The 22,210-nt window shown below is 72.3% G+C and carries 20 protein-coding genes; 8 read left to right on the top strand and 12 right to left on the bottom strand.

Annotation, left to right across the window (positions count from 1 at the left end; genetic code table 11):
- Positions 1-58 precede the first annotated feature (58 nt).
- Genes MYMAC_RS34050 through MYMAC_RS34035 form a run of 4 tightly spaced genes read right to left on the bottom strand, consistent with a single transcriptional unit; the run spans position 59 to position 4,023 of the window.
- Positions 59-778: a c-type cytochrome gene (locus MYMAC_RS34050; RefSeq protein ID WP_095961086.1), complete on the bottom strand. Its 720-nt coding sequence runs from the start codon at positions 776-778 to the stop codon at positions 59-61.
- Positions 775-2,019 (bottom strand): YncE family protein, encoded by a 1,245-nt coding sequence (locus tag MYMAC_RS34045; protein ID WP_095961085.1) that lies wholly within the window; start codon positions 2,017-2,019, stop codon positions 775-777. Before MYMAC_RS34045 ends, MYMAC_RS34050 begins: the two co-directional genes overlap by 4 nt.
- The gene (locus MYMAC_RS34040; RefSeq protein WP_170114792.1) at positions 2,016-2,654 is read right to left on the bottom strand and encodes a hypothetical protein; all 639 of its coding nucleotides are present in this window, start codon (positions 2,652-2,654) and stop codon (positions 2,016-2,018) included. The genes MYMAC_RS34045 and MYMAC_RS34040 overlap by 4 nt, the downstream gene beginning before the upstream one ends.
- A gap of 7 nt (positions 2,655-2,661) precedes the next feature.
- Positions 2,662-4,023, bottom strand: coding sequence for a WD40/YVTN/BNR-like repeat-containing protein (locus MYMAC_RS34035; RefSeq protein ID WP_095961083.1), 1,362 nt, complete (start codon positions 4,021-4,023; stop codon positions 2,662-2,664).
- 140 nt (positions 4,024-4,163) lie between these two features.
- Between MYMAC_RS34035 and MYMAC_RS34030 the strand changes: the two genes are divergently transcribed.
- From MYMAC_RS34030 to MYMAC_RS37065, 3 genes are all read left to right on the top strand, one after another.
- A complete protein-coding gene (locus MYMAC_RS34030) occupies positions 4,164-5,204 on the top strand; it encodes an aldo/keto reductase (protein WP_095961784.1) in 1,041 nt (346 codons plus the stop codon).
- 149 nt (positions 5,205-5,353) lie between these two features.
- Positions 5,354-6,529, top strand: a complete 1,176-nt coding sequence (locus MYMAC_RS34025) for a cyclic nucleotide-binding domain-containing protein (protein ID WP_204817189.1) — start codon at positions 5,354-5,356, stop codon at positions 6,527-6,529.
- A 22-nt stretch (positions 6,530-6,551) separates the two neighbouring features.
- Positions 6,552-6,722, top strand: coding sequence for a hypothetical protein (locus tag MYMAC_RS37065; RefSeq protein WP_157770489.1), 171 nt, complete (start codon positions 6,552-6,554; stop codon positions 6,720-6,722).
- Here the strand turns inward: MYMAC_RS37065 and MYMAC_RS34020 are convergent.
- On the bottom strand, positions 6,710-7,903 hold the full coding sequence (locus tag MYMAC_RS34020; protein ID WP_013937309.1) for an OmpP1/FadL family transporter: 1,194 nt from the start codon (positions 7,901-7,903) through the stop codon (positions 6,710-6,712). The two genes, MYMAC_RS37065 and MYMAC_RS34020, sit on opposite strands and share 13 nt — an antisense overlap.
- 27 nt (positions 7,904-7,930) lie before the next feature.
- On the bottom strand, positions 7,931-10,927 hold the full coding sequence (locus tag MYMAC_RS34015; RefSeq protein WP_095961082.1) for a hypothetical protein: 2,997 nt from the start codon (positions 10,925-10,927) through the stop codon (positions 7,931-7,933).
- A gap of 192 nt (positions 10,928-11,119) precedes the next feature.
- Between MYMAC_RS34015 and MYMAC_RS34010 the strand changes: the two genes are divergently transcribed.
- On the top strand, positions 11,120-11,647 hold the full coding sequence (locus tag MYMAC_RS34010; RefSeq protein ID WP_239989186.1) for a hypothetical protein: 528 nt from the start codon (positions 11,120-11,122) through the stop codon (positions 11,645-11,647).
- Between the two features lie 28 nt (positions 11,648-11,675).
- On the opposite strand, the gene MYMAC_RS34005 is transcribed toward MYMAC_RS34010, so the two are convergent.
- A complete protein-coding gene (locus MYMAC_RS34005) occupies positions 11,676-12,563 on the bottom strand; it encodes an OmpA family protein (protein WP_095961080.1) in 888 nt (295 codons plus the stop codon).
- A 239-nt stretch (positions 12,564-12,802) separates the two neighbouring features.
- Between MYMAC_RS34005 and MYMAC_RS34000 the strand changes: the two genes are divergently transcribed.
- The gene (locus tag MYMAC_RS34000; protein WP_095961079.1) at positions 12,803-13,765 is read left to right on the top strand and encodes a glutathione S-transferase family protein; all 963 of its coding nucleotides are present in this window, start codon (positions 12,803-12,805) and stop codon (positions 13,763-13,765) included.
- A gap of 182 nt (positions 13,766-13,947) precedes the next feature.
- Positions 13,948-14,640 carry a nucleotidyltransferase family protein gene (locus MYMAC_RS33995; protein ID WP_013937314.1) on the top strand — a complete coding sequence of 231 codons (693 nt, stop codon included), beginning with the start codon at positions 13,948-13,950 and terminating at the stop codon, positions 14,638-14,640.
- A gap of 62 nt (positions 14,641-14,702) precedes the next feature.
- On the opposite strand, the gene MYMAC_RS33990 is transcribed toward MYMAC_RS33995, so the two are convergent.
- The gene (locus tag MYMAC_RS33990) at positions 14,703-15,620 is read right to left on the bottom strand and encodes a hypothetical protein (RefSeq protein WP_204817186.1); all 918 of its coding nucleotides are present in this window, start codon (positions 15,618-15,620) and stop codon (positions 14,703-14,705) included.
- Positions 15,621-15,966: 346 nt separating this feature from the next.
- On the opposite strand from MYMAC_RS33990, the gene MYMAC_RS33985 reads away from it, so the two are divergent.
- Positions 15,967-16,371, top strand: a complete 405-nt coding sequence (locus MYMAC_RS33985) for a response regulator (RefSeq protein ID WP_095961078.1) — start codon at positions 15,967-15,969, stop codon at positions 16,369-16,371.
- A 54-nt stretch (positions 16,372-16,425) separates the two neighbouring features.
- Here MYMAC_RS33985 and MYMAC_RS33980 read toward each other — a convergent pair whose 3' ends face one another.
- From MYMAC_RS33980 to MYMAC_RS33970, 3 genes are all read right to left on the bottom strand, one after another.
- A complete protein-coding gene (locus tag MYMAC_RS33980; protein ID WP_095961077.1) occupies positions 16,426-17,295 on the bottom strand; it encodes a hypothetical protein in 870 nt (289 codons plus the stop codon).
- A gap of 79 nt (positions 17,296-17,374) precedes the next feature.
- Positions 17,375-18,886 carry a hypothetical protein gene (locus MYMAC_RS33975; protein WP_204817183.1) on the bottom strand — a complete coding sequence of 504 codons (1,512 nt, stop codon included), beginning with the start codon at positions 18,884-18,886 and terminating at the stop codon, positions 17,375-17,377.
- 160 nt (positions 18,887-19,046) lie between these two features.
- The gene (locus MYMAC_RS33970) at positions 19,047-19,418 is read right to left on the bottom strand and encodes a hypothetical protein (RefSeq protein WP_013937319.1); all 372 of its coding nucleotides are present in this window, start codon (positions 19,416-19,418) and stop codon (positions 19,047-19,049) included.
- A gap of 226 nt (positions 19,419-19,644) precedes the next feature.
- On the opposite strand from MYMAC_RS33970, the gene MYMAC_RS33965 reads away from it, so the two are divergent.
- A complete protein-coding gene (locus MYMAC_RS33965; protein WP_013937320.1) occupies positions 19,645-20,493 on the top strand; it encodes an HAD family hydrolase in 849 nt (282 codons plus the stop codon).
- An 80-nt stretch (positions 20,494-20,573) separates the two neighbouring features.
- Here MYMAC_RS33965 and atpA read toward each other — a convergent pair whose 3' ends face one another.
- On the bottom strand, positions 20,574-22,121 hold the full coding sequence (gene atpA, locus MYMAC_RS33960) for a F0F1 ATP synthase subunit alpha (protein WP_013937321.1): 1,548 nt from the start codon (positions 22,119-22,121) through the stop codon (positions 20,574-20,576).
- Positions 22,122-22,210 lie beyond the last annotated feature (89 nt).

The raw sequence follows: 22,210 nt of genomic DNA, 5'->3' as shown, positions 1-22,210 counted from the left end.
CGCGGGCGAGGTATACGTCCGGTGGCGCGTGGGCTCCACCGGAACACGCCGGTCCGTGTCACAAACCCATGAACGCGAGCAGCGCGCCCAGGTCCTCGTCGGACAGGGCCTCCAGGCTGTACAGCGGCATGTTGCCGCCCACGCCGAAGAACTGGCCGTGGCGCACCTTCTCGATGACGACCAGCGACTTGGGCACACCGGGGAAGAGCGTGTCGTAGTCGTCCGTCACCTCCGGGAGAATCGACGCCAGCTCGGTCAGCCGCCCCTCGCCGGTGTGGGGCGCGCCGTGGCAGCTCTGGCACGCCTCGGCGTAGACCTGCTGTCCGCGCGCCACGTCACCGCGCGTGACGTCGACGACGTCCTTCACCACCGTGAAGGGCCGGGCCGGCGCGGACGGGCTCGGGCTGATGCTCACCAGGTACTCATACAGCGCCCGGCTCTGCGGCGAGTCCTTCGGCAGCGGCGTCACGCCCCGCATGAAGTTGACGTAGCAGAAGTTCACCGCGTCCAGCAGGCGCGTCTCGAAGCCGCCCCACCAGCTCTCCCGGAACGCGGCGTCATACAGCGTGTAGCCGGAGTCCATCCGCCCCGAGGGCGGCGTGGGCGTCGTCGAATGGCACGTCGCGCACGAGAAGCTGTTGAAGCTGCTCTCCGACAGCCGCGAGTCGTTGAACAGCACCTCGCCATACTCCGCCGCGGGCACGCGGCCATCGCTGCCGTCGTCACAGCCAGCCAGCCCCACGGCCAGGGCCACCACACACCACCCCGCGCGCTTCATGGCTGCCCCCGCAGGATGCTCACCGAATCCGGGAAGATGCCCACCTCCACCGTGCCCACCACCGTGCCTTCCTCCAGGTCCACCGCGTGCAACGTGCCCGGCCCCACGTGGTCGCCCTCGCAGACGACCAGGCCGATGCGCTCGTCGGGTGTCAGCGTGATTTGGTGCACGTTGAGGCAGCCGGCGTCCGCCAGCGGCACCTCGCGCAGCACGGTGCCCGTCTCCGGGTCGATGACGGCCACCGCGTCCACCAACTGGTAGGGCATGTACAGCGTGCGGCCGTCCGCGGTGAAGGCGCCGAACATCGGCGGCCCGTGCAGGAGGGACACGGCGCGCTCGGGCACCATGGCGCGCGTCTGGGGATTGAGCACCTGCACCTGCCGGCTGGCCATGGAGCTGACCCAGACCTCGCCGGTGGTGGGGGACAGCGTCAGCGCGTAGGGCTGGTGCCGGGGCGCCACCGCGCCGCCCGCGCCCGCCGCCACCTTCACCCGCGCCACCGGCGTGCCCGCCTCCGCGAGGTCCACGATGGCCACTTCATCCGACCAGCAGGCGATGTACGCCGTGCGCTCGTCCGCCGACAGGCGCACCGCGTGCGGCGCGGGGCACACCTCCACCATGGCCTTCCGAGTCATGGTGCGCGCGTCGAGGATGGCCAGGTTCGCGTTCATGTCGGACTCGGGCCGGCCCTGGCGCGCCATCTCCGAAATCTTCAGCGTGTCGAAGTGCGTCTGGTACAGCGTGTTCCCATCCGCGCTGACGATGACGTCGCCCGGGTTGGGATTCACGCGCACCGAGCCCACGAGCCGGTTGTCGCGCGCGTCCAGCTTCAGGCAGTAGCCGTCATCCGCGCCCGTGCCGTGGGCACCGTGCGGCCCCGAGCCACCGCCGGGCACGTAGTTGGAGATGCCGACGTAATAGAAGTCACCCGCGGGGGCCACGGCGGTGTGGTGCGGCCCCTCCAGCTCCATCGGGTTGAGGCCCACCGGCACGCGCGCCAGCTCGCGGAAGGCCGGCGTGCCCACGGTGTCCAGCTCCACGAGGCTGAGCGTGTCATCCAGGCTGTTGGTGACCAGGATGCGCCCGCCCGGGCCCGGCGGTGGAACGACGGTTCCTTCCACCCAGGGCTCCTCGTGCGCGAAGTCGAGCCCGTCGGGTGGCGCCACGCCCACCACCCGCGCTGTGTTCTCGTCACAGCCGGCCATCAGCAACGCCAGCAGCCACCACGGTGTCCGGTTCATCGCGCGCCCTCCAGGCGGATGGTGCGCGGCGACTCCAGGCGGTACGGGCCTTCACGCAACCGGTTCTGTACCAGGTAGGCGCTGGTCACCTGGACGCGGAGGTCCTGGCCCGCGGCGGCGCGGAGCGTGCCCCACGTCGCCGCGTCGAGCTGCCAGTGCATGTCCGACGTCAGCAACTCCACCGGACACTGCCGTCCGGGCACGGTGACCTGCACCCAGTGGAAATCCCCGGTGACGGGCGGCAGGTGCGCCTGTGCGGACGGCAGTAGGAGGTTGCCCAGCCACGCCAGCAGGGTGCGCGGCGCCTCGCGCGGCCGGTCGTGCCTCCCGGGCGCCTGCGATGGAACCCGCGACGCCAGCGGCGAGGTCCACCGCCACGTGGGCGGCGCCGCGTCCGGCGCGTACGTCTGCCCCGGCGCGGGAGACTCCAGCGTCACCGCCTGCGAGCTGTCGGTGGCCCGGCTCCGCGCGTCGACGAAGGTGCGCCAGGCCTCGTCGGTGGCGTCGCCGCTGTACAGGGGCTCGCCGCAGACATCCGGCGTGGGTTCATCGCCGCCGTCGCAGGCGGCGGTGCCCAGCGCCAGCAGCGCGGCCGCGCAGGGCGCCCACGGGCTTCTTCGGGTCGCGAGGGTCATCAGGGGCCTATGGGTGCGGACGCCGTGGCCCACGGCGCCTCGGTAGGAGGGAAGACAGCAGCAACAGCAGGGGCAGGGCGGGGCCCGCGGCGGCGGCGCAGCCACCGGACTTCGGCCCGGCGGGAGGCTCCCCGGGAGCGCCCCCCGCGTCCGAGGTGCCCGCGTCGGGCGCGCCGGTGTCCGGGCCTCCCGCGTCGGGCGTGCCCGCGTCCGGCCGCGGTGGCTCCTCCACGCCGCCATCCGGGTAGAGCGGGGCGCCGAGCTGCTCGGCGAGCTGCGGCCAGCGGGCCGGGCAGAGGTCCCGCACGGGCGTGCCGCGAGGGCAGAGCTGCGTGCCCTGGATTTCGTACAGCGCGAAGATGTGCTCCCAGGTGCGGCCCTGGTCCGTGCTGCGCGCCAGGGCCCAGTCATGCAGCCAGGTGGAGCCGCAGCCGTAGAGTGTCTCGCCGTCGCGCAGCACGCACGCGTTGCCGGTGGGCAAGGGCTGCCTCTCCAGCGGGCCGGTGCTGGCGCCCATGAAGAAGTAATTGAGGGTGCCCACCCAGGCGGTGCCGCCGTCGGAGGACAGGTCCATGTTGATGAAGGTGTCGTCCAGCACCGTCACCTGCGTCAGCGTGCGGCCGCCGTCCTCGCTGCGCAGCAGGTGCGTGTAGCCCTGGGCGGACACGCGCACCCACACCCCGTCCACGTCGACGGGGTCCACCGCCACCACCGTCAGCGCGTAGGGCCGCAGCAGCTCCGGCAGCGCGTGGGGGAACTCCTGCCAGGTCTCGCCCGCGTCGTCGCTGCGCAGCACCACCAGCGCGTTGTCGGAGACGCCCGACACGTAGAGGCGGCGCGGGTCCACCGGGGACACGCGCACCGCGTTCAGCTCCAGCCCCGTGCGCAGCAGCGGCGTGGCGGTCCACGTCTCCCCTCCGTCATCGGAGCGGTACACGCCGTTGGCGAGGCCGGGCCGCCCGGTGACGGCGTGGAAGACGCGGTCGTCGGTGGGGTGGGCCGCCAGGCCCGTCACCCAGGTCGCCTTGAAGAAGGGGTGGGTGCGCCAGGTGCAGCCCGCATCCGGGGAGTGCAGCAGGGCGCTGCCCGTGGCGGCGAGGATGTCGCCCGTCTCCCGCCACACGTAGGCCTCCGGGCGCCAGCCGCCGTACCCCATGGCATCCGGACACACCCAGCGCCACGTCTTGCCGCTGTCGCGGGAGATGACCGCGCCGAAGGTCGTCCCGGAGAAGAAGTCCTCGGGGTGGCCCCGGCGGAGGGTGACGTTGGACGTCTCCGGGAGGCCCGCGTGGGCATGGGCCGGCGCTCCCGGCGACAGGGCCAGGAGGAACGCGGCGGTGCTCCAGGCACCGGGGCTGCGCGACTTCATCCAGAGGACTCCGAGGGAACGTGCCGGCCCCCACGTTAACGTGCGCCCCGCGGGAGCATAGCGGGGGCAAATGGCGCCGGGGCGCGCATTCCCGTTGAGCGCCTGGCGCCTGCTCGTTAGCTGGATGCCCCGCTATGACCATGGAATACCGACAGTTGGGGGGCTCTGGCCTCAAGGTCCCGGTGTTGACGCTCGGGACGGGGACGTTTGGAGGCCAGGGGGACTTCTTCAAGGTGTGGGGCAACAGCGGCGTCCCGGAGGCCACGCGCCTGGTGGACATCAGCCTGGAGGCCGGGCTGAACATGTTCGACAGCGCGGACATCTACTCGGGCGGCGCGGCGGAGGAGATTCTGGGCAAGGCCATCGCCGGCCGCCGCGAGAAGGTCCTCATCTCCACGAAGGGGAGCTTCCGCAATGGAGACGGGCCGAATGACGTGGGCTCGTCGCGCTTCCACATCACCCGCGCGGTGGAGGCCAGCCTGAAGCGGCTGGGCACCGACTACATCGACCTCTACCAGCTTCATGGCTTCGACGCGCTCACCCCTGTCGAAGAAACCCTGCGGGCGCTCGACGACCTCGTGCGCGCCGGGAAGCTTCGCTACATCGGCGCGTCGAACTTCTCCGGCTGGCACCTGATGAAGTCGCTCGCCACCTCGGAGAAGTACGGGCTGGCGCGGCACGTGGCGCACCAGGCGTACTACTCGCTGGTGAGCCGGGAGTTCGAGTGGGAGCTGATGCCCCTGGCCCTGGACCAGCAGGTGGGCACCGTGGTGTGGAGCCCCCTGGGCTGGGCGCGGCTGACGGGCAAGTATCGCCGCGGGCAGCCCCCGCCCGAGGGCTCGCGCATGCAGGCGGCGCTCAACAGGCAGGGCGCGCCGCCGCTCTCCGAGGAGTACCTCTACCGCGTGGTGGACGCGCTGGATGTCGTCGCCGCGGAGACGGGGAAGACGGTGCCGCAGGTCGCCCTCAACTGGCTGCTCCAGCGCCCCTCCGTGTCCACCCTCGTCATTGGCGCGCGCAACGAGGAGCAGCTCCGGCAGAACCTGGGCGCCGTGGGCTGGAGCCTCACGCCGGAGCAGGTGGCCCGGCTCGACGCGGCCAGCGCGGTGACGCCCACCTACCCGTACTGGCACCAGCGCGGCTTCGCCGAGCGCAACCCGTTCCCGACGAAGGTGGACTGAGCCCGGCTCCGCGTGGCGTCTTCAAATGGAAGTCGCCTGCCTCGCGAGGACGCTCGCCTCGCCTCGTGGGGTCTGCTACGCACGGCGCCGGAGCCGGCACGTGGCGAGCCCAGGGGGTGGGCCGGCGGTGCGCGGGGGGAGTTCACGGCATGACGCGTTCCATGGTGGAGCCGGGGCACGGCGACGGGCTGCCCGCCAGCTCGGGCACGCGGCCCCTCTGGGAGGCGGTGACGCAGGGGGCGGTGGACGTGGCCGTCCGCGCCTATGAGGGCCTGGCGGCGTCACAGCGCGACGCCGTGCTGGCGGAGTCCTCGCGCGCGTCCGCGCCCGCTCGCGCCACGCTGGTGGAGGTGCTGCGGCGGGCGCGTGACTTCGCCGGCGCCGCGCGGGTGCTGGAGGTGGACGGCTCCGCCGCCCTGGTGGCCCAGCTCCACGAACAGGCGGGCGCGCTGCTGCTGGCCGCGGAGGCGTGGCTGCGCGCGGGCGAGCCGGCCCAGGCGGCCTCGGCCTTCGAGCGCGGCGGCGCGCTGGAGCGGGCGCTGTCGCTGTACCAGTCATTGCAGGCGCGCGAGGCCATGGCCCGCTGCCTCACCCGGCTGCGACGCCCGCTGGAGGCCGCGGCGGTGTACCGCGAGCTGGGCAACCCGCACGCGGAGCTGGAGGCCCTGCGCGCCGTGTCCCCGGACATCGCGGTGGCGCGGCGCGAGGCGGTGCTGCGGATGAGCGGGCTGCTGGACGCGCAGGGGGAGTCGTGGCGGGCGCTGGTGCTGCTGGCGGACGCGCTCCAGGCGCCGGAGCTCCGGGGCGACGTCGCGCTCCAGGCGGAGCACACGCGGCTCCTGCGCCACCTGAACCTGAAGGGCGGGCCGTCGGTGGAGCCCGCCGGCGCGCCCCCGCCGCCGGACGGCTACGAATACCTGAAGGCCATTCCCCTCTTCGGCGAGCTGTCCCTGCAGGACATGAAGGACCTCTACCAGGTGGCGCAGCCGGTGCGGTTCGCGCAAGGGGCCACCGTGCTGGAGAAGGGCGCGCCCGGCTCGGGGCTGCTGGTGCTGCTGGAGGGGACGGTGGACGTGCTCGGGGGGCCGGAGCCTGGCGCCCGGCTGCTCAACACGCTGGGGCCGGGGGCCTTCATCGGTGAGGTCTCCCTCATCCTGGATGGAGAGACGTCCGCGCAGGTGCGCGCGTGCACGGCGGTGCGGGCGCTGCGGGTGGCGCGCGTGGACTTCCAGCACTACCTGGATACGCACGAGGCGGCCGCGCTGCGCATCCTCCGCCTCTTCACGCAGAAGCTCGCCGAGCGCGTGCGCGCGCTCAGCGCGTAGCCAGCGGGGACGGCCAGGGCGCATGGGCACGGAGCGCACCGCGCGGGCGCTGGCCTCCGGCGGGGTGCCGCACGACGGCGACCCGCGCGTCCGAGGCGAAGCGCCGGGCGGCCGGAAACACGACGCCCGGGCCTCCGTGAGGAGACCCGGGCGCGGTGAGGTCCGGACGGCGCCGGAGGACTACATGGAGTAGCCGAGCGTCAGGCCGAACACCTGGGCCGTGCCGTTGTAGACGCCGGGGATGCCCGGCGCCGTGCTGTCCTTGTCGAGCAGCGTGACGAACTGGTAGGCCGCGTCGACGCGCACCGCGCCGAAGCTGTAGCCCAGGCCCGCCGACACGCCGAAGCGGTTCGCGTCCGGCAGGTCCGGCGTCAGCGTCTCATCCGGGCTGGGCGCCGGGTCCCACAGCACGCCGGCGCGCACCTGCAGCGCGTCGGTGATGCCGTACTCACCGCCCAGGTGGAAGTTCCACGTCGAGCGCCAGTCCTTCGGCAGCGGGTTGTTGATGGCCGGGTTGTCCGGGAACTCGATGGCCAGCTCCGGGAAGCTGGACCAGCCCACCCAGTTGGCGTCGAAGGCCAGCGTCAGGCGCTCCAGCGGCGTGACGGCGATGCCCGCCACCACGGACTGCGGCAGCTTGACGTCACCCTGCACGCGCGTGTCCGGCAGGCGGCCCTGGAAGGCCGGCGGCACGTTCTGGAAGTCCGCGTCGCCCTTGAACGTCATGCTCATGGGGCTGCGGTACTGCACGCCCAACGTCACGAGCTTGGGGACCACCACGGCCTGGACGCCGGCGTTGAAGCCGAAGCCCCAGCCCGCGCCGCCCAGGTGCACCTGGCCCTCGCTGGAGACGAAGCCCAGGGCGCGCTTAATTTCCAGCGTGCCGCGGGCGATGTTGAGGCCCACGCCCACGCGGAAGCGGTCGTGGACCTGGTACGCCACCGTGGGGTTGATGTTGTAGATGGACAGCCCGGACTCCTGGGCGCGGAAGCGGCCCACGAACCCGTCTTCCCACCGGCTGCTCGCGCCGAACGGCGTGTAGAAGCCCACGCCGGCCGCCAGCGAGTCCGTGATTTTGTACACGGCGAACACGTGCGGCGGCGGGGACAGCGTCGTCTTCTGCCCCTGCACCGGGCCACCCGTCGGGGTGAATTGCAGGCTGGGCAGGATGCCGGTGACGCCCGCGGTGATGTCCAGCTTCTCCACGCCCAGGATGTTGGCGGCGTTGGAGTAGATGGCGGACGAGTCATCCAGCCACGCGGCGGCCGCGTTGGCCATACCCGACGAGCGGGCGCTCTGGGTGTTGACCTGGAAGCCCGCGGCCTGGGTCGTCCCGGCGGCGAGCAACGTGATGAGGGAGAGTGTCTTCTTCATGTGCGTTCGTTCTCTCTCTAGCTGCCGTTACGGGGTGGGAGCGGTGCCCGTGTTCAGGAACTCGATGACCTGGTTCTGGGCGGTGTTGCGCACCGACCGGAGGAACTGGCTGGTCGCCGAGCCGGGGCTCAGCGACGGGTCCACGATGCCGAAGAACGCGTGACGCACGCCCTCCGGCAGGCCCTGCACGTCCGCCAGGTACGTCTGCACCGTGCGGGGCGTGGAGGCGTTGACCAGCGGGTGGTTGGCCGCGCGGATGAGGTCCTCCGTCACCGTGTTGGGGATGACCATGTCGCCCTGGATGTACTGGATGAACGCCTCGCGCTCGGCGGGAGCGGACGGCGCGTTCTCCAGGTACTTGCCGTAGTTGCGGGGCGAGGCCGGGTCCAGGATGGTGCGCGCCAGGGTGATGAACTCGTAGAACTCCGGCGTGCCCGGGGCGCGGCCGATGTTGGTCAGGGTGTTGAAGAAGCCCGCGCGGTACTGCACGAAGGTCGAGTCCGTGGCCTTCAGGAGGATGTCCACCAGGTCACCGCCCACGGTGTTGAGCGCCGTGCGGCCCACCATGGGGGACACGGAGGCGGACAGCACGCCCTGGATGCCGCCCAGGCTCTGGCCCACGTAGCTGAACTGGCTGGTGTTGAGCGAACCGGCGCCCGCGGCGGCCAGGCGGCCGTTGAGGGTGTCGGTCTCCAGCGCGCGCACGAGCTGGGCGAAGTCCACCACGTGGTGGCGGAAGTTGTCGCGGGTGGCGAACAGGTTGACCAGGTTCAGGAAGCCCGCGCCGGAGATGAACGGCGGCTGGGTGGGGCCGGGACGGGCGAAGTCGCCGCCCGCGCACTGACCGGTCCCGCTGCCGGGCTCGGCCACGCAGTAACCCAGGCCCTGGCTGGAGCAGAACAGGTCACCGTGCGGCGCGGCCGTCGGGCTCACGTCGCAGGCCGGGCGGTTGGCCGACACGCAGCGGCCGAAGGTGGGGCTGCCCACCGTCACGTCGCAGGTGTCGCCGTCGTCGCAGGCCTCGTCCGCCGAGTCGAAGACGATGTCGGGCACGCCGTCGCGGTCCTCGTCGAGGGCGAACGGGGTCGTCGGGCTGATGGCGGCGCAGCTCGCGCGCTCACCGTGGAACACCGTGTCGATGGCCACCACGGCGTAGCCCGCCGCGTTGAAGTTGTTGGCCACCGTCATGATGTTGGTGCGGTTGCCCGTCAGGCCGTGGCCGTAGATGACCACCGGGTAGCCGCCCGCCGGCGCCACGTCGGCCGGCGTGAAGAGCATGAACGGGACGCGGTCGAGGCGCGGCGCGGCGCGGTTGAGCGTGCCCTGCGCGTCATCCAGGAGGAACGGCGAGTGGTACGCGCCGATGAAGGCGCGGCCCACGGCGTCGTTGTCCAGCGTCAGGGCCGTCATGGCGTCCTTGATGGAGGTCGTCTGGTCCACCAGGTACACCGGGTCGGCCGGGATGTTGAACTGCGCGGGGATGGCGTTCAGCCGCTCCAGGATGGAGCGGGTGCTCTGGGTGGTGAAGGCCCAGGCCAGGTTGATGTCCTTGCGCGCGATGCCCGCGGCCGCCAGGCCGTCGAACAGGGGCTTCATGCCCAGGCGCGCCGGCTCCAGCTGCGCGGCGAGGTCGTCAGGCACCGCGGCCACCTGGCTCTTGCCGTTGGCGTCCACCAGCGGGTTCTCCATGCGCATCAGCGCCTGGGCGGCGGTGGGCGCCACGGTGCGGCCCAGCGTGTCCTTCATGCCGCGCAGCATCACCACGCCGTACTGGGTGGCCTCGTCCAGCGGGACCTCCGGGACGATCTGGAGCTGCTGCGGCGAGTTCGGCGCCGGCGTCAGGCCCTCCACGACGGGCTCGCAGTTGAAGCACACCTTCACCTGGGGGTTGGTGCCTGCGGCGGGGTTGCCCAGCTTGACGAAGCGCAGGGTGGTCTTCTCCTCCGCCGGGGTGCCCTCGTCGTCCGGCGCGAAGCCAATCTTCAGGCGCACCGTGTTGGCGTCCAGCAGGGCGCCGGTGTCGATGGGGCCGCGGGCCGCGCCGTTCTCCGACACGATGGGCGCGGTGGTGGACCAGCCGTCCAGGGTGTTCAGGCCGGCGATGAGCGCCTGCGCGGGGCCCGCCTCGGGGGGCACGGGCAGGTTCAGGTGGGCCGGGGTCGTCTCCGTGGCCGGCACGCGCAGCAGGTCATTGGGGAAGGGGATGACGCTGTTGCCGGGGTCGAACGTCGCCTCCGGGTGGTCCATGATGGTGAAGGTCCACAGGAGGACGATGTCCTCGCGCTTCACGCTGAACTGCTCGGACACCAGGTTGAGGATGGGGGCGTAGCCGCGGCGCAGCTGCTCCAACTGCAGGGCGCTGGCCGTCTGGTCCGCCAGGCGCGCGGCGGGGTCCGTCTCCGCGGAGGGGATGAGCTCGGTGGCCGTCTGGCAGTTGGACGCCGTCAGGTCCTCGCAGGTGACCAGCGACTGGGGGGAGCTGGCGAAGGCCCACGTGGCGGAGGGGATGACCGGCTTGCCGGCCGTCGTCTTCACGCCGTTCTCACCGCCCAGGATGGCCACCGCGTAGCGGCCGCCCTTGGGCCAGCCCTGGGGCAGCGGCGGGATGATGGTGATGAGGTGCGTATCCGGGTGGTACGCGATGGCCGTCGGCGTGGCCGGCTTGGCCAGCGGCGTGCCCGCGTACACGTCGATGAGCTTCACCGTGTTCGAGTTGACCGTGGTCGGGTCCAGGTCCCGGATGCGCGTCGTCACGGTGACGGTGGTGGGGAAGCCATTGAGCGTGTTCACGTAGTCGCGCGTGAACTCCTGCTCCGCCGCCGACGCCTGCGGGTTGATGGGCGCGTTGACCAGGCCGTTGACGATGGCCAGGTCGTTGGGCGACGGGACGACGGGCGGAGACGCGGTCGGGTCGAACTCCGCGACGACGGAGTCTTCGGGGCTCCGCGGCGGGTCCTGGGCGATATCGGGCGCACAGGCCGAGGCGCCCAGGGCAAGAGCCCCGAGGAACAACACCTTTCTCATGGGTACAACCCCCTCCAAGTCCTGGGTTGGGATGACTGGACTGGAAACGTCCGTGGCGTACCACGTCCCTGAGTTGGCAGGAAGCCAACGGGCTTGACGCGTCGTGTCAGTTGTGATGGCGCGTGCGGTGGGGTGAGACGGGCGGTCGTTGACACGCTGCGCAGTCGGGCCTGGGCGGTTACGCTGCCGGGCATGAACCGACTATTGGGTGTGCTGGTGGTGGCCGTCGCCGTGGTGGCGCATGCGGAGGACGCGGGTGGCCTGACGTGGACGGCGCCGGCGGAGTGGGCGGTGCAGGGGCCCCGGCCGATGCGCGCGGCGACGTACAAGATTCCCGCGGCGAAGGGGGACACGGAGGGCGCGGAGCTGGCCGTCTTCTACTTCGGCCAGGGCCAGGGCGGCGCCGTGGACGCCAACGTGAAGCGCTGGGTGGGGCAGTTCCAGACGGCGGACGGCAAGCCCATCCCGCAGGGCAAGGCGAAGTCGAAGGCGGAGAAGGTCAACGGCATGCCGCTGACCACGGTGGACGTAAAGGGCACGTACACGGGCGGCGGGCCGATGATGGGCCCCTCCACGCCCAAGCCGGGCTTCCGGCTGCTGGGCGCCATCGTCGAGGGCGCCCAGGGCGCCGTCTTCTTCAAGCTGACGGGCCCGGAGAAGACGGTGGCCGCTTCGGAGAAGGCCTTCCGCAAGCTGCTGGAGTCGGTGAAGAAGCAGTAGCGAAAGGCGGGGCCCTTGGCGCGCGGGGCTACTTCGTCCCGCGCGCGGGCTTCGCCTGGGCCTTGGGCGTGGTTCCTCCCGCCAGCGCGCGCCGCACCGCCGCGGGCGGCGTGCGCTTGGAGGGCAGGTCCGGCATGAGGAGCACCTCGATGCGCCGGTTGCGCGCGCGGCCCTGCGGGGTGGCGTTGCTGGACACCGGCCGCATCTGCCCGTAGCCCGCCGCCACCAGCCGGCGCGCGGGCACGCCGCCGGTCTCCTGGAGGAAGCGCACCACGTTCACCGCGCGCGCCACGGACAGCTCCCAGTTGGACGGGAAGGTGCTCTGCAGCTTCTGCGTCGGCGGCGAGTCATCCGTGTGGCCCGACACCTGGATGGACTTGTCCTCCACCTTGGCCAGCACGCTGCCCAGCCGCGTCAGCACCTCCTGGCCGCGCGCGCTGATGCTCGCGTCGCCGGAGTCGAACAGCACCTTGTCCACCAGGTCCACCTGGATGCGGCCCTCCGCCTGGGACAGGCGGATGGCGCCCTCGGCGATCTCCGCCTTCATCTTGTCCTCCAGGTCGTCGTAGGTGGCCTTCAGCTTCGCCAGCTCCGCCTCCTGCTCCTGCACCGTCTGGCTGAGCTGGTCCTTCTCCGTGCTGAGCTGCTCCTTCTCCGTGGCCAGCCGGGTGCGCTCGGCCTCCAGCGCCGCCAGCTTCTGCTCCAGCTGGAGCCGCGCGGACTCCGCGTCGCGCGCGCGGTTGGCGGCGTCCACGGCGTCCTGGCGGGACCGCTCGGCCAGGGCCTCGGCCCGGCTCGTCCCCTGGTGCGCCAGGTACATCACGGCGCCCGACATCAGCACCACCAGCGCCGTCACCAGCCAGGGCACCCAGGGTCGTCCGTGCTGCGTCTGGCCATGGTGCGTGGACTCCGTCATGTCGCGACCTCCCGAGTGAACTCCGAACGCGCGTCACCGTAGCCAGGGGGGCTGGGTGTGCCTCAAGGCGCCCCGGTGTGCGCAGGTGTCTGGCGGTGCAAGGTTGCAGCGGTGTCAGAAGGCGGCGCGCCGCCGCGCACGCCGCGTCGGGTGCGCCCGGCCTGGGAGCGGAAGTCCGCGCCAGGGGGCGTGCACCTGGCGGCGAGGATGGACACGTTGAACGCCGGGAGGCGCACGCGATGGGGCAGTTGATTGAGGGCAGGTGGCACGCGGGCTGGTACGCGCCGGACGCGGAGGGGCGCTTCGAGCGCCCGCCCACGGTGTTCCGCGAGCGCGTGACGGCGGATGGCGCCAGCGGCCTGCCCGCCGAGCCGGGGCGCTACCACCTCTACATCTCCTACGCGTGCCCGTGGGCCAGCCGGCTGGCCATCATCCGCAAGCTGAAGAAGCTGGAGGGCGCCATCGGCCTGACGGTGGTGGACCCGCGCATGGGCGATGACGGGTGGACCTTCCAGGGCTACCCCGGCTCGGATCCGGAGCCCTTCTACGGCTTCCAGTTCCTGCGGGAGCTCTACGTGAAGGCCCGCGCGGACTACACGGGCCGCGTCACGGTGCCGGTGCTCTGGGACAGGCAGCGGGAGACGGTGGTCAACAACGAGTCGCGCGAGCTCTTGCGCATGCTGGACACGGAGTTCGACGCGTACGGGGACGCGTCCGTGCAGCTCGCGCCGCCGCACCTGCGCGCGCAGGTGGACGCCACGCTGGACGCCCTCTACCCGTCCATCAACAACGGCGTGTACCGCGCCGGCTTCGCCACCCGCCAGCAGGCCTACGAGGACGCGTGCCGCGAGCTGTTCGCCGCGCTGGACACGTGGGAGCAGGTGCTGGGCACGCGGCGCTACCTGTGCGGCGCCACGCTCACCGAGGCGGACGTGTGCCTCTACACGACGCTGGTGCGCTTCGACCTCGTGTACCACGCCCACTTCAAGTGCAACCTGCGGCGCATCCAGGACTATCCGAACCTGTGGGGGTACCTGAAGGACCTCTACCAGACGCCCGGCTTCACGGAGACGACGCAGCTGGACCACATCAAGCTGCACTATTACTGGAGCCAGACGACGGTGAACCCCACGCGCGTGGTGCCGCTGGGGCCCACCGTGCCGCTCGGGGAGCCCCACGACAGGGCGCGGCGTTTCGGATGACGGGTAGCGGACGGAGCGCCTGGCCGGAGGCTCATCCAGCAGACACCCGTGCGGAGTGACTGGCGGCTGGCTGACGGCTGGGACCCGGGGGTGGGCTGCAATCCTACGCGGACGCCACAGCCTTTGAGCGAAGGCCCCCGGGCCTGCTGGCGTTCAATTCATGGGGGCGGAGGAGGCGTGGCATGAAGGCAGTGGCGATCATCCTCGCTGCGGGTGAGGCCCGGCGGATGGCCCACCCCAAGGCGCTTATCGAGCACGAGGGAGGCAAGAGCTTCCTCCAGTCCCTGGCATCCACCTTTGGCAAGGCGGGCTCCATGGTGCTTGGCGTGGTGGGGAAGGACTCCGAGGCGGTGCGCGAGCAGCACCCGGGGCTGGAATTGGTGGAGGCGGAGCGGTGGCAGGAAGGGCCACTCCTATCGGTGAAGGCGGGGCTGGAGGCCGCGCTGGAGGCGGGGGCGGACGTGGTGCTGCTGCATCCGGTGGACATGCCGGCGCTGCGCGCGACCACGCTCAAGTCCCTCCTGAAGATGATGGGGGACGCGGACGAGCTGCTGCGGCCGGAGTTCGAGGGCGCGCCAGGCTGGCCGCTGGTGCTCTCGCGGAGCGCGGCGGAGCGGCTGCGCGCCGCGGAGGGCCCGCAGCTCGAGCCCGCCCTGGCGGCGCTGAAGGCGCGCCGCGTGGCGGTGAAGGACCCGGGCGTGGTGGTGAACATCAACACGCCGGAGACGTACGAGCGCCTGTTCGGCATGCAGCCTCGGCTGGCGCCTCCGCCGAAGCGGCGCGGCGCCAAGCAGCGGGGCACCGGGCCCGCGACGTCCAACGTGGCGGAGCTGGGCGGCGGCTCGGCGCCCATGGCCGCGGCGTCCGAGGAGTAGCGCGGGCGGACGGCTGGCTGGGGCCCGCGCCAGGGGGCCCCGGCCAGCGCCGTCCGCGGCCGTCAGAACGTGAGGCCCAGCCCGACGTACGGGCCGGTGAGCCGCTCGACCTGCTCCTCCCCGTTCGTGTGCCCGGCGTCGTTGAGGTAGAGCGCCCGCCAGCCGCCGCGCAGGTGGAGCGAGCCCACGTGCACGGCCAGGCCCGCCTGCGCGTCCACCTGCCGGTGTGGGAAGGGCACCGCCTGCACGCGAGCCTCGAGGTCCATCGGCGAGGGGCCGATGCAGGCCTCCAGGGACGCGCCGAAGCTGGGGCCCACGAAGATGATGCTGGGGCCGTGCGCGCTGGCGACGCCAGCCTCCAGCCGCAGCCGGCCCCGCTCCGCCGCCCACAGCGCCGCCGAGGCATGCGCGCTCATCAGCGTGATGCGGTCGGTGGCGTCCGAGCCGTCCGTCGCGGGCAGCGCCATGCCGGTGAGGCGCGCGTCCAGGCCCAGGGTGCGGCCGTCCATGGCCATGAAGAGCCCCATGGCGCCGCCCTCGCCCAGCAGGTCGCCCTGCACGCCCAGGCGCACCTGCAGCGGCACGGTGTCCTCCGGCTCACGCCTCAAGCGCGGCGTGGCGGCCACGGCGGCGTAGCCGGGACGGCTGGCGCCCATGACGGCCGCCGTGACGACGGCGCCGGGGGGGCGCCGGCGCACGCGCGAGCGCCGCCGGCGGGGGGCATCGTCTCGCCGGGGAGGCCGCTCGCGGCCAATGGCGGAGGCCGGGTGGGCGCGGCGGTTGCCGCGGGGCTGGCCAATGGCGGAGGCCGGGTGTTCGCGCGCGCCGCCCCCGCGCGACGTCTGGGCCTGCGACGACGGGCGGGACGTGCCTTGCTGGGAGGCGGCCTCGCGCTTGCCGAAGCGCGCCTGGGCGGGCGCCGGGCCCAGGAGGACACCGGCCGCGAGCGCGGCGCACAGCACGGCCTGGGATGCGGGCAAGGTCCACTCCTCGTGGGACGGTCGGGGGTGGAGGGATTCAACCGCCTTCCCTCCCTCGCGGCCATGGGCCTCCAGGCGCGGGCCGCCGTCCGCTAGCGGGTGCTGTGCGGCGCCCGACACCGCGCCCGCGCGCCGCGGTCGCAAGTGCCACCAGGTGAATGCTCGTGGGGCGGGCGCGTCCGGAGCGCGCGTGCGCGACGTCGCGGTGACTCGCCGCGGGCGCGTGCGCGGAGGCCCGTAGCCTGCCTGTAATATCTGCATGCACAGGCCCGGCAGATGCTCATGCTTTGACAGAGAGCGGAATGCGGCGAAGTCGCTCGTGCCTCACGGCGAAGGAGGGACTAGGGTGCCGGGTGTGACTCAGCCCGTGGTGCCACCGCAGGTCCTGATTGTGGAGGATGACCCGGACGTTCGGGGGGCCATGGCGGAGGCGCTGCACGACGAGGGCTTCGAGGTGTCCATGGCCATCAACGCCGTGGAGGCCCTGCGGGTGCTCGCGGCGTTGGAGTCCGCCTGCCTCGTGCTGCTCGACTGGGAGATTCCGCGCGTGGACGGCCGCGGGCTGCTGGAGCGGCTGCGGGCCGATGAGCGCTTCGCCGGGACGCGGGTGGTGGTGATGACGGCGGAGGCCGGGCCGCTGCCCACCGGCGCGGCGGGCGTGCTGCGCAAGCCGGTGCGCCTGGAGATGCTGCTGGACGCGGCCCGGCGCCACTGTCCGCCGGACAGCGCCGCCGTGAAGACGCCCGCGTGAGCGCGGGTGGCGCGCCGGCGCGGGCGTGAGGACGTCAGCGGCCTTCCGCGGACCTCAGTAGGAGAGGCCCACGCCCAGGAAGGGGCCGTGGAAGGTGTCGACGTTGGCGATGCCGTCCGTGTAGCCGGCGTCGTCCAGCACCATGCCGCGGTAGCCGCCGCGCAGCACCAGCGCGCCCAGGTGCACCGCCAGCGCGGCGCTCGCGTCCAACTGCCGGTAGGGGAAGGGCGTCACCTGCAGGCGGGCCTCCAGGTCCAGGGGGCCCGCGATGCAGGCCTCCAGGGAGGCCGCGAAGCTGGCGCCCACGAACGAGATGTCCGGCGCGGTCGCGGTGCTGACACCGGCCTCCACGCGGAGGCGGGCGCGCTCGTGGGAGATGAGCGCCCAGGTGAGGTGGCTCTGCGTCAGGGTGATGACGTCCGAGCCGCTCGTCCCGTCATCCGTGGGCAGGCCCAGGCCCGTCAGCCGCAGGTCCACGCCGAAGCGCCGGCCCTCCAGCCCCAGGAACAGGTCGCCGCTGAAGCCGCTCCCGCTGACGTCCGTCTCGCTGAGCGACCCGCCCTGGGCGCCCACGCGGAAGGCCAGCGCCGCCGCGTGGCGCTCGCCGCGCAGCTCCGGCGCCACGCTCAGCCGGTGGTTGCCGGTGACGAAGAGGAAGGAGAACCAACTGAACGACGCGCCGCCGTCGCTCACGTACCGCCGGCCGCTGGAGGAGCGCCGCCGGGAGCTCCGGCGGGGCCTGTCGTCATCGTCGTCCGAGCCGATGGCGGACGCGCCGTGCTCCTTCTTGTCATCCCGGTCCCGGTCATTGGAGTCGCTCTGGGACGGCCGCGAGCGCTTGCCGAAGCGGGCCTCCGCCTCCGTCGGACCCAGGCTCAGTCCCAGTGCGAGAAGGGCACACAGCGCGGTCCGGATGGGGAACACAGGTCAGCTCCTGAAGGTGGGCCGGGGATGCGGCCGCCGGAGACCTGGACGCCCGGCGGCCCGCTTTATTCAATCCCCCTCACTTGCCCTTGGGCGATGGGCACTCGGCCGGGTCCTTCAGGCAGGCGTCCGTCTGGAGGCACTGCCCCGGGGACTTCTGCAGCGCGCACGTGTCCTCGCACTTGAACGGGAACTTGTCGTAGTCGCACTTCAGCCCGCACACGCTCTGTGACTTGGGGGAGATGCCCTCGCAGGGGGAGCGCAGGTACACGGTGATGGGCTCGTCGTGGCCGTAGCCCCTCGCGTCCGTGCAGCCCTCGAAGTCCCCGTCTCCCTCGACGATGGCGCCGTCACTCACCTTGCAGCGGGGCGGCAGGGGGTTGTAGCTGCCCGGCTCGCAGGGGCCCGACGCGTAGGCCATGCAGCCGTGGATGCGGGCACCGCCGATGTCCGCGTTGGCGCAGATGCGGGAGCGCAGGTGGCTGTCCCCGTCCACCCAGTCCCGGCTGTGACAGGCGTGGACATTCTCATGGACCACGCCCTTGAAGCGCAGGTCGACGAGCTTGGGCTGCAAGGTGTCCGGGTTGAGGAGGACCTCCACCGTCAGGCCGCGCGAGTCGAACATGTTCCCGTAGAAGGCCCCCTCCCGGAACGTGAAGGCCCCGAAGGGCGCGGCGGGGTAGGTGCCGGACGTGGCCACCGGCGCCACCCAGGAGCCGGGCGTCGCCGCGCGGTAGAAGGGCGCGGACATGATGCTGTACTGGCCGCTGTCGGGGCACGTGAACTCGACGCTGGGCTCGATGCCGCCGCAGGTGTTCCCGAGCGTGTCCGCCAGGCGGTCGTGGTAGGCGCAGCCCTCCGGGGCTTCGCACACGCGCAGCACCCGGTCTCCGTGGATGCTGCCCATCCGGCCGGTGCAGGTGCCGGGGTGGGGCGCGCCAGCTGCCACCGTCACCTTCTCGCCTCGGCGGCAGGTGCCCACGCTCTCTCCCAGCCAGCCGCACTCCGCGTCGAGGCCCGCCTCACCGGACTGGCAGGGCAGGAACATGGGGCTCCATTCCCGGGCGGCGCCGGAGGGGTTGAAGCGCCGGGGCTCGCGGCGGTCCTCGCCCCGCATGGACACCATCACCCTGCGCCCGAAGGCGTTGTTGCGCGCCAGGAGGCAGGCCGTCACGTAGCCCAGGCAGGACGGGCTCGGCTTGTCGTGGGCCCACTCCGGGCACAGCCCCACCTGGCCCTTGAAGACGAACGTGTCGCCGGCGCGGCTGGTCCACTCCACCGCGTCGCCGGGCGGCAGGGCGCACTCCGTCAGGTACGTCATCACGCTGCGGGCGGGGGGATGCTCCAGCGTGTGCCGCAGCCGGGCGTCGCGCTCGAACACCTTGGAGTGCAGGGGCTGCGACACGAGGGCGTCCAGCGCGTCGCGGTTGGTGGTGAGCGCGTTGAAGGCCAGCTCCTGGGCGCGGAGCGAGTTCAGGATGCGGATGCCGGGCTCCGCCCGGGCCGGGGCCAGGGGGAGCAGCAGCGCGGTCAGGAGCAGGAGCGCGGCCCGCGGAGAGCGCGGGGTGTCGCGAAGCGCGAAGGGGGACATGGAGCGTGGACCTCGGAGCGGAAAGGGACTCGGTGGCTCCGGAGGTAGCACGTGGCGGGCCGGGCGCCGCCGGCCGCCATTCCGCGGGGTTGGGCGTGGGCCCTGTTGCCTGGGGGGCCACACCTCCCGGCGGCGGTGTGGACCCGGGGGCAACGCGCCGTCAGCGCCGGCCCTGCTTCCTGGCCTTGGCGGAGCGCCGGGGCTCGGGCTTGCCAGGTGGAGGCGGCGGCTGGAGGGCGGTGGTGCACGCGGCGCTGGCCGTCACGGCGGCGGCGTAGGCGGCGTGGTGTTGCTGCTCCAGCGTGCGCAGCCGGCGTGACATGGCGTCGCGCAGGGCCTGGAGCTCCGCGACGCGGGCCTCGGACTCGGCCGCCTCGCGCGCCAGCGCGTCGTTGCGGTCCACCAGGGCGGAGATGGAGCGCGTACCCGCCCAGGCCCCCGTCGTGGCGAGCAGCACCGCGCCCACCAGCAGGCCCCAGGGCAGCCACGCCCGGCGCGGGGGCGCCGATTCGTTTCGCTGCGTCGCTTCCATGCCCGCGAGGTTAGCGGCTTGCGCGGGGTAGGCTTCAAGGGGAGGACGTGGGAGCGGGCGGCACCTGGGCCACGGCGCACGCGCGTGGCCCCCACGGCGCGTCGGCGGGGTGGTGCTCCCGGGGGCGGCGGGGCGGCAGGGGCCCTGATGCGGGCGGGCTTGATTCCGGGGCCGCGGGTGAGGCGTCATCCGGCCCCTTTCCTCAACTTCGGGAGCCGGTGGTCTGATGGCGATTGCGTGCGTGGTGCTGGACTTCGACGGAACCTTCACGGACGTGGCGGCGGAGAGCGCGCCCTTCCTCCGGCATTTCCGTCAGGGCTTGGCGGCGGCGGTGGGGGAGGACCTGGAGTCCGCGTGGGAGGAGGAGGTCGCCGCGTTGCGCGCGGGTTGGGACACGCTGGGGTGGGATTTGGGCGGCCGGGTGGTGGCGCCCGCCACGGCGGACCCGTACCTGACGGCCACCTGCGCGGCCCACCGCATCATGCAGCGCTTCGGCAAGGGCCAGGACGAGGCCCGCCGCTCCGAGGTGGTGCAGACGCTCTACCGCGAGGCCTACGCGCACTCGGCCACCGCCTTCAAGCCGGAGGCGAAGGAGGTGCTGGAGGCGCTGGTGGCCACGGGCCTGCCGGTGACGGTGGTGACCAACGCGCACACCGACCTGGTGGAGAAGAAGCTGGACCAGCTCGCGCCCAGGGGCCGCGAGAAGCTGAAGGTGTCCGGGGACGCCCGCAAGTTCCTGCTGGACGCGCCGGACGCGTCGGACGCGCGCTTCACCGCGGTGCCGGAGGCGCAGACGCTGGACGGCGTGCTGCGCCGCCCCGTCTACCTGCGCCGGGGCCGGTACTTCGAGGCCCTCAAGCGCGTCTGGGACGCCACGGGCACCACGCCGGAACAGACGCTGGTGGCCGGTGACATCTACGAGCTGGACCTGGCGCTGCCCGCCGCGCTGGGCGCGCACGTCCAGCTCGTGGCCCGCGACAACGTGCTGCCCTACGAGCTGAAGGCGGTGGAGCTGCTGGGCGCGCGCGGCGGCGTGGACCGCAGCCTGCACGGCGTGCTGGCCCGCCTGCGCTGAAGCCCCGCCTCCCGGAAACACGAAGCCCCGCCTCCCGGTGAAGGGAGCGCGGGGCTCGCGCGTCACGCCTGGACCAGGGATTAGACCTTGGCGCCCGGCGTCGGCTGGAAGACCTCGTTGAACTCGGTGATGGCCTTGTTCAGCGCCGTCTTGATGTCGGCGGTCATCTCGCGCTTCGACGCCAGGTCCTTGGCGACGTTCGGGTGCTTGCCGTCGGCGAACTCCAGGAACTCACGCATCCAGCGGACCACGTCGGCCACGGGGATGTCGCGAATCCAGCCGCGCTTCTTGGGGTCGTCGCGGTTGGTGGCGGCGTAGATCTGCATGACCTGCTTCTCGACGGGCATGGGCTCGTACTGGCCCTGCTTGAGCAGCTCCACCATGCGGGCGCCGCGCGCCAGCGTCTCCTGGGTGGCCTTGTCCAGGTCGGAGCCGAACTGGGCGAAGGCGGCCAGCTCGCGGTACTGCGCCAGCTCCAGCTTCATGGTGCCGGCCACCTGCTTCATGGCCTTGATCTGCGCGGCCGAGCCGACGCGGGACACGGAGAGGCCCACGTTGATGGCCGGGCGGACGCCGGCGAAGAAGAGGTCCGTCTCGAGGAAGATCTGCCCGTCGGTGATGGAGATGACGTTCGTCGGGATGTACGCCGACACGTCACCGGCCTGCGTCTCGATGATGGGGAGCGCGGTGAGCGAACCGGCGCCCTCCTCGTCGGACAGCTTGGCGGCGCGCTCCAGCAGGCGGCTGTGCACGTAGAACACGTCGCCGGGGTAGGCCTCGCGTCCCGGCGGACGGCGCAGCAGCAGCGAGAGCTGGCGGTACGCCACGGCCTGCTTGGACAGGTCGTCGTACACGATGAGCGCGTGCATCTTGTTGTCGCGGAAGTACTCGCCCATGGCCACGCCGGCGTACGGCGCGAAGAACTGCATGGGGGCCGGGTCGGAGGCGTTGGACGCCACCACCGTGGTGTACTCCATGGCGCCGAAGCGGGTCAGCTTCTCCACCACCTGGGCCACCGTCGACTGCTTCTGGCCGATGGCCACGTAGATGCAGTAAACGTTCAGGCCCTTCTGGTTGATGATGGTGTCGATGGCGACGGCCGTCTTGCCCGTCTGGCGGTCACCGATGATGAGCTCGCGCTGACCGCGGCCCACCGGCACCAGCGCGTCCAGCGCCTTGATGCCCGTCTGCAGGGGCTCGTGCACGCTCTTGCGGGACACGATGCCCGGCGCCTTCACCTCCAGGCGGCGCGTCTCCGTGGCGGTGATGGGGCCCTTGCCGTCCAGCGGCTTGCCGAGCGGGTCCACCACGCGGCCGAGCAGCTCCTTGCCCACGGGAACGGAGGCGATCTGCTGGGTGCGCTTGACCGTGTCGCCCTCGCGGATGGACTGGAAGTCACCCATGATGGCGACGCCGACGTTGTCCTCCTCCAGGTTGAGCACGAGGCCCTGCACGCCGTTGGCGAACTCCACCAGCTCACCGGCGAGCGCGCCCTCGAGGCCGTAGATGCGCGCGATACCGTCACCCACGGACAGCACGGTGCCCGTCTCCGCGACGGTGACCTTCTTCCCGTAGTCCTTGATCTGCTCCCGGATGATTCTGCTGATCTCGTCGGCGCGGATTTCCATGAGCGTATGCGTCCTTGCGCAGGGGCGGCCGACGTGGGGCAGGCCGCCGAAACCTTGAAGTCGGGGCCCCTTACCACGCACACCCACCC

This window comes from Corallococcus macrosporus DSM 14697, assembly GCF_002305895.1.
GTDB lineage: Bacteria > Myxococcota > Myxococcia > Myxococcales > Myxococcaceae > Myxococcus > Myxococcus macrosporus.
The sequence above is the reverse complement of the archived record's forward strand: the minus strand, read 5'-3'. Positions and strand labels throughout refer to the sequence as shown.

Coding starts and splice junctions, on each gene's coding strand:
- MYMAC_RS34050 (WP_095961086.1), bottom strand. CDS start 778: ATGAAGCGCGCGGGGTGGTGTGTGGTGGCCCTGGCCGTGGGGCTGGCT.
- MYMAC_RS34045 (WP_095961085.1), bottom strand. CDS start 2,019: ATGAACCGGACACCGTGGTGGCTGCTGGCGTTGCTGATGGCCGGCTGT.
- MYMAC_RS34040 (WP_170114792.1), bottom strand. CDS start 2,654: ATGACCCTCGCGACCCGAAGAAGCCCGTGGGCGCCCTGCGCGGCCGCG.
- MYMAC_RS34035 (WP_095961083.1), bottom strand. CDS start 4,023: ATGAAGTCGCGCAGCCCCGGTGCCTGGAGCACCGCCGCGTTCCTCCTG.
- MYMAC_RS34030 (WP_095961784.1), top strand. CDS start 4,164: ATGGAATACCGACAGTTGGGGGGCTCTGGCCTCAAGGTCCCGGTGTTG.
- MYMAC_RS34025 (WP_204817189.1), top strand. CDS start 5,354: ATGACGCGTTCCATGGTGGAGCCGGGGCACGGCGACGGGCTGCCCGCC.
- MYMAC_RS37065 (WP_157770489.1), top strand. CDS start 6,552: ATGGGCACGGAGCGCACCGCGCGGGCGCTGGCCTCCGGCGGGGTGCCG.
- MYMAC_RS34020 (WP_013937309.1), bottom strand. CDS start 7,903: ATGAAGAAGACACTCTCCCTCATCACGTTGCTCGCCGCCGGGACGACC.
- MYMAC_RS34015 (WP_095961082.1), bottom strand. CDS start 10,927: ATGAGAAAGGTGTTGTTCCTCGGGGCTCTTGCCCTGGGCGCCTCGGCC.
- MYMAC_RS34010 (WP_239989186.1), top strand. CDS start 11,120: ATGAACCGACTATTGGGTGTGCTGGTGGTGGCCGTCGCCGTGGTGGCG.
- MYMAC_RS34005 (WP_095961080.1), bottom strand. CDS start 12,563: ATGACGGAGTCCACGCACCATGGCCAGACGCAGCACGGACGACCCTGG.
- MYMAC_RS34000 (WP_095961079.1), top strand. CDS start 12,803: ATGGGGCAGTTGATTGAGGGCAGGTGGCACGCGGGCTGGTACGCGCCG.
- MYMAC_RS33995 (WP_013937314.1), top strand. CDS start 13,948: ATGAAGGCAGTGGCGATCATCCTCGCTGCGGGTGAGGCCCGGCGGATG.
- MYMAC_RS33975 (WP_204817183.1), bottom strand. CDS start 18,886: ATGTCCCCCTTCGCGCTTCGCGACACCCCGCGCTCTCCGCGGGCCGCG.
- MYMAC_RS33970 (WP_013937319.1), bottom strand. CDS start 19,418: ATGGAAGCGACGCAGCGAAACGAATCGGCGCCCCCGCGCCGGGCGTGG.
- MYMAC_RS33965 (WP_013937320.1), top strand. CDS start 19,645: ATGGCGATTGCGTGCGTGGTGCTGGACTTCGACGGAACCTTCACGGAC.
- atpA (WP_013937321.1), bottom strand. CDS start 22,121: ATGGAAATCCGCGCCGACGAGATCAGCAGAATCATCCGGGAGCAGATC.